The organism is Kitasatospora griseola, from assembly GCF_044999035.1.
GTDB classification, from domain to species: Bacteria; Actinomycetota; Actinomycetes; order Streptomycetales; family Streptomycetaceae; genus Kitasatospora; species Kitasatospora griseola.
Genome location: NZ_CP173360.1, coordinates 4196056 through 4211738 on the forward strand (window position 1 = coordinate 4196056; position 15683 = coordinate 4211738).

17 protein-coding genes are annotated in these 15683 nt (G+C 74.7%); 7 read left to right on the forward strand and 10 right to left on the reverse strand.

Going from position 1 to position 15683, the window contains the following annotated elements; all coding sequences use genetic code 11:
- The first annotated feature begins 23 nt into the window (after nt 1-23).
- The 3 genes from ACI1MP_RS18920 to ACI1MP_RS18930 are packed head-to-tail and all read left to right on the forward strand — an operon-like array spanning nt 24 to nt 3456.
- Nucleotides 24-1499 (forward strand): class I adenylate-forming enzyme family protein, encoded by a 1476-nt coding sequence (locus ACI1MP_RS18920; RefSeq protein ID WP_380333766.1) that lies wholly within the window; start codon nt 24-26, stop codon nt 1497-1499.
- Nucleotides 1493-2575, forward strand: coding sequence for a cytochrome P450 (locus tag ACI1MP_RS18925; protein ID WP_380333765.1), 1083 nt, complete (start codon nt 1493-1495; stop codon nt 2573-2575). Before ACI1MP_RS18920 ends, ACI1MP_RS18925 begins: the two co-directional genes overlap by 7 nt.
- Nucleotides 2551-3456, forward strand: coding sequence for an NAD-dependent epimerase/dehydratase family protein (locus tag ACI1MP_RS18930; RefSeq protein WP_380333764.1), 906 nt, complete (start codon nt 2551-2553; stop codon nt 3454-3456). Before ACI1MP_RS18925 ends, ACI1MP_RS18930 begins: the two co-directional genes overlap by 25 nt.
- On the opposite strand, the gene ACI1MP_RS18935 is transcribed toward ACI1MP_RS18930, so the two are convergent.
- The 3 genes from ACI1MP_RS18935 to ACI1MP_RS18945 form a co-directional block, all read right to left on the reverse strand.
- Complete coding sequence (locus ACI1MP_RS18935; RefSeq protein ID WP_043915400.1) at nt 3453-3653, reverse strand: DUF5326 family protein; 201 nt, start codon at nt 3651-3653, stop codon at nt 3453-3455. The two genes, ACI1MP_RS18930 and ACI1MP_RS18935, sit on opposite strands and share 4 nt — an antisense overlap.
- 175 nt (nt 3654-3828) lie before the next feature.
- A complete protein-coding gene (tenA, locus tag ACI1MP_RS18940; protein ID WP_380333763.1) occupies nt 3829-4491 on the reverse strand; it encodes a thiaminase II in 663 nt (220 codons plus the stop codon).
- A gap of 46 nt (nt 4492-4537) precedes the next feature.
- Nucleotides 4538-4855 carry a cupin domain-containing protein gene (locus ACI1MP_RS18945; protein ID WP_100589567.1) on the reverse strand — a complete coding sequence of 106 codons (318 nt, stop codon included), beginning with the start codon at nt 4853-4855 and terminating at the stop codon, nt 4538-4540.
- Between the two features lie 105 nt (nt 4856-4960).
- Here ACI1MP_RS18945 and ACI1MP_RS18950 point away from each other — a divergent pair, with 105 nt between their 5' ends.
- Entirely contained in the window at nt 4961-5338 is a 378-nt protein-coding gene (locus ACI1MP_RS18950) for a phage holin family protein (protein ID WP_100589568.1), read from the forward strand.
- Nucleotides 5339-5442: 104 nt separating this feature from the next.
- On the opposite strand, the gene ACI1MP_RS18955 is transcribed toward ACI1MP_RS18950, so the two are convergent.
- On the reverse strand, nt 5443-5871 hold the full coding sequence (locus ACI1MP_RS18955) for an SsgA family sporulation/cell division regulator (RefSeq protein ID WP_380333762.1): 429 nt from the start codon (nt 5869-5871) through the stop codon (nt 5443-5445).
- Between the two features lie 182 nt (nt 5872-6053).
- On the reverse strand, nt 6054-6842 hold the full coding sequence (locus ACI1MP_RS18960) for an IclR family transcriptional regulator (RefSeq protein ID WP_380333761.1): 789 nt from the start codon (nt 6840-6842) through the stop codon (nt 6054-6056).
- A 361-nt stretch (nt 6843-7203) separates the two neighbouring features.
- Here ACI1MP_RS18960 and ACI1MP_RS18965 point away from each other — a divergent pair, with 361 nt between their 5' ends.
- On the forward strand, nt 7204-7731 hold the full coding sequence (locus ACI1MP_RS18965; RefSeq protein WP_380333760.1) for an NUDIX domain-containing protein: 528 nt from the start codon (nt 7204-7206) through the stop codon (nt 7729-7731).
- A 21-nt stretch (nt 7732-7752) separates the two neighbouring features.
- Here the strand turns inward: ACI1MP_RS18965 and ACI1MP_RS18970 are convergent, their stop codons facing one another.
- The 4 genes from ACI1MP_RS18970 to pdhA form a co-directional block, all read right to left on the reverse strand.
- Nucleotides 7753-9144 carry a globin domain-containing protein gene (locus tag ACI1MP_RS18970; protein ID WP_380333759.1) on the reverse strand — a complete coding sequence of 464 codons (1392 nt, stop codon included), beginning with the start codon at nt 9142-9144 and terminating at the stop codon, nt 7753-7755.
- Nucleotides 9145-9315: 171 nt separating this feature from the next.
- Nucleotides 9316-10614, reverse strand: coding sequence for a dihydrolipoamide acetyltransferase family protein (locus tag ACI1MP_RS18975; RefSeq protein ID WP_404869091.1), 1299 nt, complete (start codon nt 10612-10614; stop codon nt 9316-9318).
- A 5-nt stretch (nt 10615-10619) separates the two neighbouring features.
- Nucleotides 10620-11627, reverse strand: a complete 1008-nt coding sequence (locus tag ACI1MP_RS18980) for an alpha-ketoacid dehydrogenase subunit beta (RefSeq protein WP_404869092.1) — start codon at nt 11625-11627, stop codon at nt 10620-10622.
- The gene (pdhA, locus tag ACI1MP_RS18985; protein ID WP_380333757.1) at nt 11624-12775 is read right to left on the reverse strand and encodes a pyruvate dehydrogenase (acetyl-transferring) E1 component subunit alpha; all 1152 of its coding nucleotides are present in this window, start codon (nt 12773-12775) and stop codon (nt 11624-11626) included. The genes ACI1MP_RS18980 and pdhA overlap by 4 nt, the downstream gene beginning before the upstream one ends.
- A gap of 147 nt (nt 12776-12922) precedes the next feature.
- Here pdhA and ACI1MP_RS18990 point away from each other — a divergent pair, with 147 nt between their 5' ends.
- A complete protein-coding gene (locus tag ACI1MP_RS18990; RefSeq protein WP_043915389.1) occupies nt 12923-13390 on the forward strand; it encodes an Lrp/AsnC family transcriptional regulator in 468 nt (155 codons plus the stop codon).
- 9 nt (nt 13391-13399) lie between these two features.
- On the opposite strand, the gene ACI1MP_RS18995 is transcribed toward ACI1MP_RS18990, so the two are convergent.
- Nucleotides 13400-13984, reverse strand: a complete 585-nt coding sequence (locus ACI1MP_RS18995; protein WP_380333755.1) for a TetR/AcrR family transcriptional regulator — start codon at nt 13982-13984, stop codon at nt 13400-13402.
- Nucleotides 13985-14384: 400 nt separating this feature from the next.
- Here ACI1MP_RS18995 and ACI1MP_RS19000 point away from each other — a divergent pair, with 400 nt between their 5' ends.
- Nucleotides 14385-15683: a hypothetical protein gene (locus ACI1MP_RS19000; RefSeq protein WP_404869093.1), complete on the forward strand. Its 1299-nt coding sequence runs from the start codon at nt 14385-14387 to the stop codon at nt 15681-15683.

Below are 15683 nucleotides of genomic sequence, written 5' to 3' on the forward strand. Positions count from 1 at the left end.
CCCCTACCGCCCGAGGAGTCCCCGTGCTCGACCAGCTCGACCGCACCCTGCGGGACGCCGGCTCCCGCCCGGCCCTGCTCGGCGCCACCCGCGCCGGCGCCCCGCGCGTCCTCGCCCGGTGCGCCCAACTGACCGACCTGGCCGACCGGTTGGCCGCCGCACTGCACCACCGGCACGGCCTGCGGCCGGGCGACACCCTCGGCGTCGCGGTCCGGCCGGGGCCGCGGGCGCTCGCCGTGCTGCTCGCCGCGCACCGGCTCGGGCTGCGCGTCGCCGTCCTCGACCCGGGCGCCGGGCCCGACGTGCTGCGCTCCCGGCTCGCCCTCGCCCCGCCCGCGCTGATCCTGGCCGACGCCGCCGCGCAGGCCGTCGCCGGCTGGGCCCGGCCGCTGGCCCGCCGGGCCCGACTGGAACTGCCGCCGCTGCACACCCTCGCCCCCGTGGCCACCGTCGGCCCCCGCCACCCGGGCTGCGCCCGCGCCCTCGGCGACCACCCCGGACCGCCCCCGGCCCCGTACGACGGGGACGGCGACGCGGTGATCGTCTTCACCTCCGGCACCACCTCCGCCCCGCGCGCCGTGGTCCACACCCGGGCCTCGCTCGACGCCGGGATGCGCGCCGTGGACGCCCTGGTGCAGCCCCGGCCCGGGCGCACCGTGCTCGGCGACACCACCTTCGTGCTGATCCCGGCCCTCGCCGCGGGCGCCGTCGTCGCCCTCCCGGCCCGCCGCGCCCGCACCCTGCAACGCCAGATCGACCGCCTCGCCCCCGACGAGACCTACCTGACGCCCCCTCGGCTGCGGCCCCTCACCCACCTGACCGGTCGGGTCTGGACCGGCTCCGCCCCGGCCCCCGCCGCCCTGCTGCGCCGCGCCAAGGACGCGGGCGCCACCGAGGCGTGGAGCGTGTACGCGCTCACCGAGCTCTTTCCCGCCGCAGCCGTCGAGGAGCGCGACAAGAGCGCCCACCGGGGCCCCGGCGACCTGCTCGGCCACCCCCTGCCGGGCGTCCGCACCCGGCTCGCCGACGACGGCGAACTGCTGCTCGCCGCCCCCGCCGCCCGCGACCGCTACCTCGGCGAACAGCCCGACCCGTGGGTCCGCACCGGCGACCGCGCCCGACTCGACCCGGACGGCCGGATCGTGCTGGCCGGACGGCTCAAGGACATGGTGCTGCGCCGCGCCGAGAACATCTACCCCGGCCTGTACGAGCCCTCGCTGCACCTCCCGGACGTCGAACTCGCCGTCCTGGTCGGCGTCCCCGCACCCGACGGCGACGAACGCCTGGTCGCCCTGGTGCAGCCCCGCCCCGGCGTCGACCCGCACCGTCTGCGCGCCGCCCTGCGCGAGCCGCTGGCCCGGATGGGCTCCGCCCGCCCCGACGCCCTGCTGTTCGGGCCCGTCCCGCTGGCCGGCCGCTCCCGCAAACCCGACCGGCCGGCCGCCGCCCGCCGGTGCGCCGAACGGCTCGCCACCGGCCCTGCGGGGCCGGCGTGCTGACCGCCCGCGCCGCCGACCGCGCGGTCTACCTGCGCAGCCACCCCGTGCTGTTCGCGCTGCTCGCGGCCACCCGCCGCCGCCCGGTGCTGCGGCTGGGCCGGACGGTACTGGTCCACCACCCGGAGCCGTACCGGGAGATCCTCACCCGGGTGCCGCTGGACCGGACCGCCGAGCACACCACCGGCGGCACCGCGGCCCGACTCACCGGCGGCGGGCTGCTGTTCGACCAGAGCGGCTCCGAACACCGCGTCTCCCGGCGGGAGTTGGCCGCCCTGCTCGGGTCCGACGGGATCGCCGCGCTGCGCCCGCACTGGCAGCGGGCCCTCGACCGGCTGGAGTCCGAGCTGGCCGACGGCCCGGTCGACCTGGTCCCGGCGGTCCGCCTGCTGGCCGGCGCCACCGCCGTCGCCCTCACCGGCTCCACCGCCGACCCGGTCGCCCTGGCCGTCGCGGCCGAGCGGGCCGCCGCCGCCACCGCCCGCACCCACCTGCCCACGCTGCTGCCCCGCCCGGGAGCCGAACGCCGGGCCCGCCGGGCCGCCGGGCGGCTGACCGCGCTGCTGCCCGACCCCCGGGACGCGATGCTCGCCGTCGCCGCCGTCAACACCACCCTGGCCGCGCTGCCCCGCGCCGCCGCCTGGTGCGCCCGCGCCGGGCTCTGGGAGCAGGCCCGCACCGACGCCCCGGCGCTGGCCGCCGAACTGCTCCGGCTGACCGCCGCCTCCCCGGTGCTGCCCCGGGCGGCCGCCGCCGACGCCACCGTCCTCGGCCACCGCCTCCGCCGCGGCGACCGCCTGCTGCTGGTCGCCCGGCACGCCGCCGAAGCGCACCGCGACACCCCGGCCGGCGACGCCGCGCTCGCCGCCCGGGCCCCGTTCGGCCTCGGCCGCCACGCCTGCCCGGGCGCCGCCCTGGCCCGCGCCCAACTCGCCGACCTGCTCGCCGTCCTGGCCCCGCACCGCCCCCGGGTGCTGCGCACCGTCGCGCACTCCCGCAGCGCCCTGCCGTCCTACCGCCGCTGCCTGCTCGCCCGCCGACCCGGAGCCGCCCCGTGCCCCCGCTCACCCTCGCCCTGACCGGCGCCACCGGCTTCTGCGGCGGCCACCTGGCCGCCCTCGCCGCCGTCCGGGGCCATCACGTGCTGGCCCTCGGCCGCCGCCCGGCCCGCCACGGCGCCCACCTGCCCTGGGACGCCGCCGCCGCCGACACCCCGGACCTGTCCGCGGCCGACGCGGTGATCCACTGCGCGGCCGCCGTCGGCGACCACCCGCCGGGCTCCCCGCAGGAACGGCTCCAGCACGCCGTCAACGTGGAGGCCACGGCCCGCCTGCTCGCGGCGGCCGGCGACCGCCCGTTCGTGTTCGTCAGCAGCGCCAGCGTCTACGACCCGCGCCCGGACCGGTCGTCGGTGACCGAGCGGCACCCGACCGCCGGCGGCCACCTGAACGCGTACGGGCGGACGAAGGCGGAGGCGGACCGGCTCGCCCTCGCCGCGGGCGCCGTGGTGCTGCGCCCGCGCGCGGTGTACGGCCCGGGCGATCCGCACCTGGCGCCCCGACTGCTGGCCTCGGTGCGCGCCGGGGTGCTGGCGCTGCCCGGCCCGGACGTGCCGCTCAGCCTGACGGCGGTGGAGAACCTGGCGGCGGCCTGCCTGGCGGCGCTCGACTGGCCGCCCGGCGCGTACAACATCGCCGACGCCGCCCCGTACCGCCGCGACGACGCCCTGCGCCGGGTGCTGGCGGCCCACCGGGTGCGCGCCCGGCTGCTCCACGTCCCGCACCGGCTGGCCGGATTGGCGGTCGGCCGGCGGGACGGCGTGACCAGGTACGCGCTGGACCAGCTGGCCCGGCCGGTGGTCCTGGACACCACGAAGTCCCGGCTCCAGGGGTTCACCCCGGACCGGGACCTCGGTCACCACCTCGCCCACCTGGCCGGGCAACTGCCCGGCCGGGCCTAGCTCTTGGTGGCCTTCTTGATGAGGATCACCACCGCGGCGGCGATGCCGACCAGCACCAGGACGTTGACCGCGAAGCCGATCGCTCCCAGCACTGCGCCGACAAGGGTCCAGAAGACCTTCCAGGCGATCACCAGCAGGACGATCGGGACGACGATGTTGCGCACCCAGGAGGGCAGCGACTTCCAGAACTCGGCCATGTCCGTACCTTCTCCCCTCGGGGTCGGTGCCGGTGGTTCCGGCTGCGTTCCCGCTCCCTCGATCTCGACACTTCGATCGTAGGTCGGCCGGACGGGTGAATCGAGGTTTCGCGGCCCGGAGAGAACCCGGAGATCCGTCCCTGAGCCCCCGCCCGGGGGAACCCTCAGAGCCGGGTCACACCGGCCAGCCCTCCCCCTGCCAGGCGGCGTCCCAGAACATCCACTCGTACCGCGAGGTGGTGGTGAAGTGCTCGACCACGCGCCGCCGTTCGGCCGCCGAGAGGTCCTCGCCGATCCGGTCGGTGAGGTCCAGGACGCGGCGCACCACGGCCTGGAACTCCTCCCCGCCGTAGGCGGCGATCCACTTGGCGTACAGCGGTTCGGGGGAGGAGCGGCGCAGCAGTTCCTCGCCGACCCGGGCGTAGATCCAGTAGCAGGGCAGGACCGCGCCGAGCGCCTCCGCGAACGAGCCGCCGTAGACGGTGGCCAGCAGGTAGCTGGTGTAGGCGCGGGTGGTGGGGAGCACGGGTTCGGCGGCGGCCGCGGCGCCGTCCTCACCGAAGGCGTGCAGGAAGTCGGCGTGCATCTCCTGCTCGGCGGCGATGGCGCCGACCGCGTCGTTGGCGAAGGCCAGCACCTCGTCCTCGCCGGGTGCCTTGGCGGCGCACACCGCCAGCGCCCGGGCGTAGTCGCGCAGGTAGTGCGAGTCCTGGACGACGAAGTGGCGGAACGCGGCGCGCGGCAGGGTGCCGTCGGTCAGGCCGGCCAGGAACGGGTGGTCGAGGATCCGGCCGTAGATCGGCTCGATCGCCGTCCACAGTTCGTCGGTGAGTTTCACAGGCTGCTCCCGTGCTGTCGATGGGGTTGCGGTCGCCGCGGCACGGTCAGTCCTCCGGCGGGGAGAACACCACCAGGACCCGGAGTTCCTCGGTGATGTGGTGGAAGCGGTGCTCCGTCCCGGCGGGGACGAACACCACGCTGCCGCGGGCGACGGTGGCGGTCTCCCGGCCGACGGTCAGCTCGGCCCGGCCGCTGACCACCAGGTAGATCTCGTCCTGGGCGTGCGGGGTCTGCGGGTCGGTCTCGCCGGGGGACAGCGCGTACAGGCCGGCGGACATCGTCGGCTGCTTCAGGAAGCGCAGGTACGCGCCGTCGCCGGCGGCGCGTTCGGCGTCGAGTTCGTCCAGCCGGAACAGCTTCATCGGGGCACGGCTCCTCTCCCGGTCCGGGCCCATTCAACAACACTCCATCACACGGTCGTTCACGGGAGCTTCCGCACGGCGGGCGGTCCTGTCACCATCCGCAGCATGAAGAATTTCGTGATCAAAACGCTCATCAACGCGGTGGCGATCTGGATCGCCGCCTGGATCGTCAACGGGATCACGCTGGAGGGGGGCGACTGGCAGCACAAGGCGATCACCGTGCTCGCGGTGGCGCTCGTCTTCGGTGTGGTCAACTTCGCCATCAAGCCGCTGGTGAAGCTGTTCTCGCTGCCGCTGTTCATCCTCACACTGGGCCTGGTCACCTTCGTGATCAACGCCCTGATGCTCTGGCTGACCTCCTGGGCGTCGGACAAGCTGAGCCTGGACTTCCACGTGCAGGGCTTCTGGGCGGCGCTGCTCGGCGCGCTGATCATCAGCGTGGTCTCCTGGGGCCTGCACCTGGCCTTCGGCGACGACGACTGACCGGCCCGTGCCCCGGTCCTCGCGGCCGACCGGCCACCGGACAGCTCCCCGCAGCTGTCCGACGGCCGGTCACGCCGCAGGGGCCGCAGACCGGGCCCGCGGGCTCAACCCGCGTTCTCGTGCCCGGTGGTGGACAGGATGTCGGCCAACTCCTGGTCGAGGTCGCCGGTCGCGACCTCCTGGCCCATCGGCACCACCACGTCGGTGCGGGCGAGGAAGGCCAGCAGCGGCGGGGCGGCGGCGCGCACCCGGGCGTCGCCCTCGGGGGAGCGCAGCACCAGGTCGACCTCGGACAGGTCATCGCCGAGCGGCTGGAGGTGGACGTCGCCCTCGCCGCTGGCCCGGCTGAGCCCGTCGACCAGCAGTTCGCGCGCGAAGACCCAGGTGACCGGTTCGTCACCGGGCAGGTGGAAGGTGAAGCGGACGGCGAACGGGTCGCCGCCGTCGTAGTCCAGGTCGACCACGACGCGGAAGGAGAGCTCGCTCGACACCACGAGGTGCATCGCCATGTGGGCTCGGACCGTGTTGTGCATGCGCCAGTACCTCTCGTTCTGCCCGCCCGTGTACGCCGAGGGTCGAGCGGTGGGGTCGGGCATCTATCGGTTCGCTGTCGGTTCTCTGTCCCCAATTCCCCGTTCGGACCTCATCGTCCAGGTTTGACGGCGATGTGGACAAGGTGTGCTTTTTCAAATGGTGAACGAACGCACCGGCGGAATCAGCCCACGAACGCGGGGAACATCGCCCCCACCAGGCGGCGCAGCCGGACCGCCGCCGGGCCGAGCCGGTCGCCCTGTTCGACGGGCAGTGATATCGCCACCGTGGCGACCACCGAGCCGACGGTGATCGGCACCGCCGCGCAGACCGCGCCGAGCGCGTACTCCTGCCGCTCCAGCACCGGCACGGTGGGCCGGACGGCGTCGAGCCGGCGCAGCACCGCGCGCCGGTCGCCGACGGTGGACGGGGTGAGCGCGGCCGGCCGGTGCCGGGAGAGGTGGTCGAGCCGTTCCTCGGTGCCGAGTTGGGACAGCAGGCAGAGTCCGACGGCGTGCGCGTGCGCGGTGCTGCGGAAGTCCGCCCACTCCTCGACCGCCGGCTGCGCGGGGCCGGAGAAGACCTCCACCATCCGCACCTCGCCGTCCTCGTAGACCGCGTGGTAGACGGCGGCGCCGAGTTCGTCGCGCAGCCGCGCCAGCCGTCCGCGCAGGTCGGTGCACTCGGCCTGCCGGGTGTCGGCGCGGCAGATCCCGTCCACCGAGGCGCCGAAGTAGAACCGGCCGTCGTCGCGCCGCAGGTAGCCCTCGTGGGTGAGGGTGCGCAGCAGGTGGTAGGTGGTGCCGAGGGGGAGTCCGGCGGAGCGGGCCAGCTGTTTGGCGGTGGCGCCGTGGGTGTGGGAGCCGACCGCTTCGAGCAGTCGCAGGGCACGCTGCACCGAGCCGATCAAGGTGGGCGCACGTATGTCGTCGGCGGGCGGCGCGGTGGGTTCCCCGGTCCGGTGCATGGTCATCCCCATCCCCGGGCGCTGAGGGGCATCCGGAGACGTCCGCTCCGAATCCGCCCGGCAGTCGGTCATTGCAGCACAGGGCGGACCTCCCCGCAATCATTGTGGAGACCCCGCTCGGCGATTCACCTTCGCTCCGAAGGCGCAAGCACCCGGACGGCTCGACCATGAAGGACGGCATCGCACCCGGCGAGTGAATCCAAGATCCACGGCCGGAGTCTCCGTCGCCGCCCCGGGACACACCCGGGCATGCCGCCGCACCCGCACGGCGGAACGGATTCCTCCGATTCGCTCCGCTGTGCGGGTTTCGCGGTCACCGGCGCGCGGCAGACTTCCGCACAACGCTCGCGCCCCGGAGGTGGCACCCATGTCGGGCCCGGTCCGTCCTGTCGTCAAGCGCACCGCCCGCGCGATCCTGCTGGAGTTCGATCCGGCCGCCCCGCACTCCCCCGCCTCGCTGGTACTGATCCGCAGGGTCCGCCCGGGCTCCCCGCACCCGTACTGGGTCACTCCCGGCGGCGGCGTCGAACCCACCGACCCGACCGTGGTCGCCGCCCTGCACCGCGAGGTGGACGAAGAGCTCGGCGGGAAGATCACCGACGTGGTGCCGGCCTTCGTCGACACCGTCGCGCACTCCCACCACGACGACGGCACGCCCGCCCACCCGCACGGCGTCAAGGTGCAGCACTTCTTCGTCTGCCGGCTCACCGACTCCGACCCGGACCGCCGGCACGGCCCCGAGGTGGAGCACCCCAACGGCGAGTACGCGATCGTCCGGGTGCCGTTCACCCGCGAGGGCGTCACCTCGGTCAACGTGGTCCCGCCCAGCCTTCGCGCCTACCTCGCCGCCAACATCGAGGGCATCCGCGCCCTGCTCGCCGAGGACCTCGGCTGAGCCAGGACGCCGGGGCCCGTCTCACACCGGCTGGTCGTACCGGACGGACCCGGCCGGCATCCCGCAGCGCCGCAGCGCCGCCGCCCCGGCCCGCACCATCGCCGCCGGGCCGCTCAGGCAGGCCGTGTACCCGTGCCACGGGGCGTACCGGGCCACCACCTCCGGCAGCTGTCCGGACAGCGCCCCGCCCGCGCCGCCGTCCTCCTCCGACAGCACCGGCCGGACCGTCAACCAGGGGTTCCGCTCGGCGAGTTGGCGCAGCTCGGCGAGCCGGTGCAGTCCGGCGGACCGGCGCGCGCCGTAGAACACCTCCACCCGACGGCCCGCCGCCCCGTGCGCGGCGACCTCCTCCACCAGCGCGACGACCGGCCCGATGCCGGTGCCGCCGCCCAGGCAGAGCAGGTTCTCCCCCGCCGCGTGGTCCACCGTCATGCCGCCCTCGGCCGCGCCCAGCCGCAGCACGTCGCCCGGCCGGGCCCGGTGCACCAGCGCGTTGCTCACCCAGCCCGCCGGCACCGCCTTGACGTGCAGCGTCAGCAGCCCGTCCGGCCGCGGCGCCGACCCGAACGAGTAGGGCCGCCACACCCGCGGCCACCACGGCGTCTCCACCGCCGCCCACTGCCCGGCCCGGAACGGGTACGCCTGGTCCGGACGGAGCGTCAGCACTGCGGTGTCCTCGGCCGCCTGCCGGTGCGCCACCACCTCGGCCTGCCACCACGCCGGGGCCGAGCGCGCCTCGTCCAGCCCCTCGACCAGCAGCCGCGACACCAGCGCCAGCAGCCGCCGGCAGGCCGCCTCGGCCCGCTCGTCCCACACCGCGCCGCCGAACCGGGCCAGCGCCTGCACCAGGCACTCCTCGGCGGAGGCGTAGTGCCCGGGCAGCACCCCGTACCTGCGGTGCCCGCGGCCCATCGGGGCCAGGTACCCGCGCAGCGCCGCCGGGTCGTCGGCGTGCCGCACGCACTGCTCGAACGCCCGGAACAGCAGCTCGCGCTGCTCGTCCATGGCGGCCGGGAACATCGCCCGCAGCTCCGGGTGGCGCAGGAACACCAGCGCGTGGAAGTGCGCCATCGCCCGGTCCGCGACCGGCCGCACCGCCGCCAGCACCGCCCGGATCACCGCCAGCTCCTCCGGGGTCGGCGGCAGCGCCGGACCGGTCGGCTCCGCGCCGACCGCCCGTGGCGCGGCCGGCTGCGGCCAGGCCGCCGGCACGCCCCACGCCCGTGCCCAACGGTCGCCCGGGCCCACCCAGTTGGGCGTCCGGGCCGGGCGGAACAGCGACTCGACCGCCGCGGGCGCGGGCGGTACCGGGGCGGGCGGCGCGGGCACGGTCGGCGGCCGGGTGGGCTTCTCCGGGACGGCCGGCACGGGGGTGAGGGGCCTGCTGTCGAGTGCGAGCTGACGAGTAGCCAAGGGAATCGTTCCGCTTCCGGTCGACCGATCTGCTGACGCCGTCAGCACAGTGCCACCGACCGCACGGCAGATCCGTCGAATCGGGCAAAATCGGGACAACCGGCCCGTCCACCCGCTACCCTCGCCCCGCCCGGGGGCGGCCCGCGCCCGCGGACCGCACCCGAACCGGGCTCAGAGCCCGCGCAGCAGCACCCCCGGGCGCTCCACGCAGTCCGCGACGAACCGCAGGAACCCGCCCGCGGTGCCCCCGTCGCAGACCCGGTGGTCGAAGGTGAAGGACAGCTGAGTGACCTGACGGACCGCCAGCTGACCCTCGTGCACCCACGGCTTCGGGGTGATCCGGCCGACCCCGAGCATCGCCGCCTCCGGGTGGTTGAGGAGCGGCGTGGAGCCGTCCACCCCGAACACGCCGTAGTTGTTCAGCGTGAACGTCCCGCCGGTCAGCTCGGCCGGGCTCAGCGACCCGGCGCGGGCCGCCTCGGTCAGCCGGCCCAGTTCCACCGACAGCCGTTCGGTGCCCAGCAGTTGGGCGTCCCGCACCACCGGCACCACCAGCCCGCGCCGGCCCTGCGCCGCGAAGCCCAGCTGGACGGCGCGGTGCCGGCGGACGGCGTCGCCCTCGACGCTGGAGTTGAGCTCCGGGAAGCGCTCCAGACCGACCAGGCAGATCCGCGCCAGCAGCGCCAGCACGCTCACCTTCGGACCGGGCGCCTGGTTCATCTGCCCGCGCAGCGCCATCAGTTCGGTGGCGTCCGCGTCCACCCAGCAGGTCGCCGACGGGATCTCCCGGTGGCTGCGGGTCAGCTTCTCCGCGACGGTGCGGCGCAGCCCGCGCAGCGGGATCAGCTCGTCCTCCGCCGTTCCACGTGGAACCTCCGCCGGGGCGGCCTCGACGGGGCGTTCGATCGCCCGCTCGACGTCCCGCCGGGTGATCAGCCCGTCCGGACCGGTGCCGGGCACCTGCGCCAGGTCGAGCCCGTGCTCGCGGGCGATCCGGCGCACCAGCGGCGAGATCACCGCCACCACGGCCGGGGCCGCCACCACCGCCGGGGCCGCCACGGCAGGCGCCACCGCGACCGGGGCGACCGGCAGGGCGGGCGCCACCGGGGCGCTGCCGCCGCCCGGCGCGACCCGGCGGCGGCCGGCCCGGCGGGTCTCGGCCACCCCGTAGCCCACCAGCGGGCGCTCCGCCTCGGGCGCGGGCCCGTCCTCGGGCACGTGCCCGGAGGCGACGGCCACGGTGACCAGCGGCGCGCCGACCGGCACCTCCTGCCCGACCTCGCCGAACCGGGCGGTGACCACTCCGCCGTACGGGCAGGGCACCTCGACCACCGCCTTGGCGGTCTCCACCTCCACCACCGCCTGGTCGACGGCGATCACCTCGCCGACCTCGACCATCCAGCGCACCACCTCGGCCCCGGTGAGTCCCTCACCGAGGTCGGGCAGCGTGAACTCACGGACCACCGGCATCGCCATCACTCCTCCCATTGGAGCCGGGCGACGGCGTCCAGGATCCGGTCCACCCCGGGCAGGTGGTGGTGCTCCAGCATCGGCGGCGGGTACGGGATGTCGAACCCGGTGACCCGCAGCACCGGTGCGGCCAGGTGGTGGAAGCACTTCTCGGTCAGCCGGGCGGCGATCTCCGCCCCGGCCCCGCCGAAGCCGCTGGCCTCGTGGACCACCACGGCCCGGCCCAGCGAACGCACCACCTCGCAGGCGGTGGCCTCGTCGAACGGCACCAGCGAGCGCAGGTCGAGCACGGCCAGGTCCCAGCCCTCGGCCTTGGCCGCCTCGGCGGCCTCCAGGCAGACCGGCAGCGACGGGCCGTAGGTGACCAGCACCGCCGAGGTCCCCGGCCGGCGCAGCACGGCCTTCCCGATCGGCTCCACGCCGACCGCCGGGTCCCACGCGTCCTTGCCCCAGTACAGGCGCTTGGGCTCCAGGAACACCACCGGGTCGTCGGAGGCGATCGCCTCCCGCAGCAGCCCGTACGCGTCGGCGACGGTGGCGGGGGTGACCACGTGCAGGCCTGGGGTGTGCGCGTAGTACGCCTCGGAGGCGTCACTGTGGTGCTCGACGCCGCCGATGCCGCCGCCGTACGGGACCCGGACGGTGATCGGCAGCGGGAGCTTCCCTGCGGTGCGGTTGCGCATCTTGGCGACGTGCGAGACGAGCTGCTCCATCGCCGGGTAGGCGAAGGCGTCGAACTGCATCTCCACCACGGGGCGCAGCCCGTACATGGCCATGCCGACGGCGGTGCCGAGGATTCCCGCCTCGGCCAGCGGGGTGTCCAGGCAGCGGTCGGCGCCGAACTCGGCGGTCAGGCCGTCGGTGATCCGGAAGACGCCGCCGAGGGCGCCGACGTCCTCGCCGAGCACGTGGACGGATCTGTCGGCGCGCATCGCGTCGCGCAGCGCGGTGTTCAGGGCCTGCGCCATGGTGCCGGTGCGCAGGCCGGACTGTTCGCGGGTGGCGGTGGTCATCGGGCGTGCACCTCGGCCTCCGCGGCCAGCTCGGCGGCCAGTTGCGCGGCCTGTTCGCGCAACTGCTGGGTGGGTTCGGCGTAGACGTGCGCGAACAGCGACATCGGGTCGAGGTCGGGGTCGGCGTGGAACTCGGCGCGCATCCGGGCGGCCATCGCCTCGGCCTCCTCGCCGGCCTCGGCGACCAGCCGGTCGTCCAGCAGGTCGCGCTCGCGCAGCGCGTCCTCCAACAGCCGGATCGGGTCGTGCGCCTGCCAGGCGGTGACCTCCTCGGCCTGCCGGTAGCGGGTGGCGTCGTCGGCGTTGGTGTGCGCCTCGACCCGGTAGGTGAGCGCCTCCACCAGGGTCGGACCGCCGCCGCCGCGGGCCCGTTCGAGGGCCTCGGTGAGCACCTGGTGGACGGCCGCGGCGTCGTTGCCGTCGACCAGCCGGCCGGGCATGCCGTAGCCGACCGCCTTGTGGGCCAGGGTCGGCGCGGCGGACTGCCGGGTCAGCGGGACGGAGATCGCGTAGCCGTTGTTCTGCACCAGGAACACCACGGGGGCGTGCAGCACGGCGGCGAAGTTCAGGCCCTCGTGGAAGTCGCCCTCGCTGGTGCCGCCGTCGCCGAGCAGGGCCAGCGCCACGGTGTCGTCGCCGGCCAGCCGGGCGGCGTGGGCGAGGCCGACGGCGTGCGGGACCTGGGTGGCCAGCGGGGTGCACAGCGGGGCGGTGCGGGTGGCGCGCGGGTCGTAGCCGGTGTGCGCGTTGCCGCGCAGCAGGGTCAGCGCCTCCAGCGGGTCGACGCCGCGGGCGACCACGGCGAGGGTGTCGCGGTAGGAGGGGAACAGCCAGTCGTCACTGCGCAGGGCGAGCGCGGCGGCTATCTGGCAGGCCTCCTGGCCGGTGGACGCCGGGTAGACGGCGAGCCGGCCCTGCTTGGTGAGGGTGGTGGCCTGCTGGTTGTAGCGGCGGCCGGCGACCAGCCGGCGGTACAGCTCGCGCAGCAGGGCGGGGTCGGCCTTGTCGGCGGCGGGAGTGCCGAGGACGCGCAGCGGTTCGTCGTCCGGCAGCAGCGGGGCGGGGTCGGTGCGGGGCGCGGTGGCGCCGGGCAGCCAGCCGGGCACGACGCCCGGGTCGGCCTGATCTCTGTGGTCCAGAACGGTCATGTGGGGCACCTCCGGGGTGGTGGGGGCTCCCTACCGATTGTTCGGTCGTCTGTTCAACTTGACCATATCCCCGTCAAGACGGTGGACAGTCGGCCGAAAGGGCGGTCTGCTGGGGCCAGCACGTCCAATCGCGAGGGGTGGGGGGCCATGTCGGCTGAACAGGTGTCCAGACTCGACCGTGTCGACCGGTCGATCCTGCGGCTGCTGCGGCAGGACGGTCGCGCCTCGATCCGCTCGGTCGCCGAGCGGGTGCACGTGTCCCGGGCGAACGCCTACGCCCGGATCTCCAGGATGGTCGAGGACGGCGTGATTCGCGGCTTCACCGCCCGGATCGACCACGAGCGGGCCGGGCAGGCCGCGTCCGCGTACGTCACCCTGCGGATCGTCCAGAACTCCTGGCGCACCGTCCGCGACCAGCTGCTGCAGCTGCCCGGCGTCGCGCACATCGCGCTGGTCGGCGGTGACTACGACGTGCTGATGCTGGTGCACACCGCCGACAACCGGGAGCTGCGGGAGCTCGTGCTGGGCAGCATCCAGTCGATCCCGCAGGTGCTCAGCACCCGCACCATGCTGGTGTTCGAGGAGACCGACCACATCCCCTCGGACGCCCCCTGAGCCGGCCGCTCAGCGCGCCCGCAGACCGCCGAACGCCAGCTGGACCACCGCGTCCGGCAGGCCCTCCGAGCCGCGCTGGCCGGGCCGGTACCACTCCACCACCGAGTTGATCATGCCGAACAGCAGCCGGGTCGCCAGCCGGGGCTCCACGTCCGCCCGCAGCTCGCCCGCGCCGACGGCCTCCTGGACCAGCTCGGCGACCCGGTGGTCGAAGTCGCGCCGCCGATCCAGCGCCCACTGCTCCGTCGTGGTGTTCCCGCGGACCCTCAACAGCAGCGTCACGTACGGCAGTTCGGCCAGCAGCACCTCGGCGGTGCGCCGCACCACGTGCTCCAGCCGGTCCACCGGCCGTCCCTCGACCGCCTTCGGCTCCGCCAGGATCCCGAACAGCGCGTCCAGCGCCCGCCCGACGGCCAGCCGCAGCAACTCCTCCTTGCCGCGCACGTGGTGGTAGATCGAGGACTTGGAGATCCCCGCGGCCCGGGACAGGTCCTCCATCGAGGTGCCGTCGTAACCGCGCTCGTTGAAGACCCGCACCGTGACGGCGAGCAGCGACTCGACCGTGTAGGAGGCGCGCGTGAGGTTTTCGGCCATGGCAACGAGTATCGCCCCGGCCGCCGGCCCCCGTCAGCCGGGGTGCGGTTCCCGGTCGCCCGCCGAAACGCCCGCCCGGGAGTTCCGTCCGCCCGAAATCAGCACAAAAGATCAGGAATAGCAGGTCAAGTCCGCCGGATTTGCCAAATCGTGCCGAGTTCCGCCCAGGAATTCCCGGCATTGATTCGGCGCCGTTGTCGACGGCCCGGATCGCCGCTGGTACGGCCCCGACCAGGAATGGTTCCGCCACGGCCGCGACGCCCCCCGCCAGGGAGGGACACACCCGCCCGGGACCCCCTGTGGGCAGGCCTGACGCAGCCTTACACTATCCGCACCGCCGCCCCCGGCGGCCCGAAATGGCACAGGATGGAGGCGGCCCGTGGGTGTCGTCCGGCAAGGGATGGCTGGTCGTCCACCGACCGCCGCCGAGAACGGGATCGCGACCGAGGACGGCGTCCCGGTCGAGACCGACGACCGGGTCGCGGCGGACCCGGCCGACGAGTCGGAGCCCGGCTCCGCGGCGGCTTCCGGATTCCGCCGCGCCCTGGAGCGTTTCGGCCCCGCACTCGCCCTGTTCGGCGCGGTGAAACTCGCCGGATTCGCCGCTTTCATGTGGCTGCTGGAAACCAACGGCCACTACCTGACCAACGACCCGCGTTTCGGCGGCGGCGCCCATCCGTGGGACGTGCTCGGCAGCTGGGACGGCCTGTGGTACCAGAAGGTCGCACAGCTCGGTTACGACCCGCAGCTGATTCCGGATCAGGGATTCTTCACCATCAAGCAGAATTCCGCGGCGTTCTTCCCGATGTATCCGGGGCTGATCCGGCTGGTCTCCAGCACCGGCCTCGGCCTGTACGGCTCGGGCATGCTGGTGTCGGTCGTCGCCTCGTTCGTCGCCGCGGCCGGCATCTTCGCCGTGGTGTCCCGGCTGTACGGCCACCGGGCGGGCGTGATCGCGGCGGGCCTGTGGGCGGCGTTCCCGGGCTCCGGCGTGGAGTGGGCGGTCTACTCGGAGTCGGTGTTCGTCGCGCTGGCCGCCTGGGCCTGCTACTTCGTCATCGACCGGAACTGGCTGAGCGCCGCCGTGGTGACCTTCATGGCGGGCCTGGCCCGGCCGAGTTCGGTCCCGCTGATCGCCGGCGTGGCGCTGGCCGCCGCGATCGCCCTGTGGAAACGCTCCGACGGCGTGGCGGGGCCGCTCACCGCGATCGTGCTGCCACCGATCGGCTGCCTCGGCTACCTGGGCTGGGTCGGCTACCGGATGGGCCACCTGGACGGCTACATCACCCTGCAGCGCGGCGGCTGGCTGCACTTCTTCGACTGGGGCCGCTACACCCTGCGGGCCGCCACCAACGTGCTGCGCGGCGAGAGCAACTACCTGTTCACGTACCCGACCGAGGACCTGATCGCGGTCCTGGTGCTGCTGGCCCTGCCGATCCTGCTGGTGTCGCTGCTGTCCAAGCGCCCGCCGCTGGTGCTGACGGTCTACACGGTGGGCACCCTGGTGATGGTGCTCGGCAGCCAGCAGATGTTCGGCACGCTGTCCCGCTTCGTGCTGCCGATCTTCCCGCTGCTGATCCCGCTCGCGGTGGCGCTGGCCCGGGTGCGGCTACGCAACCTGGCAACCGTGCTCGGCGTCGCCGCGCTGTCCTCCGGCTGGTTCGCCGGCTACGTCATCTTCCAGCTCGGCATTCCGTAG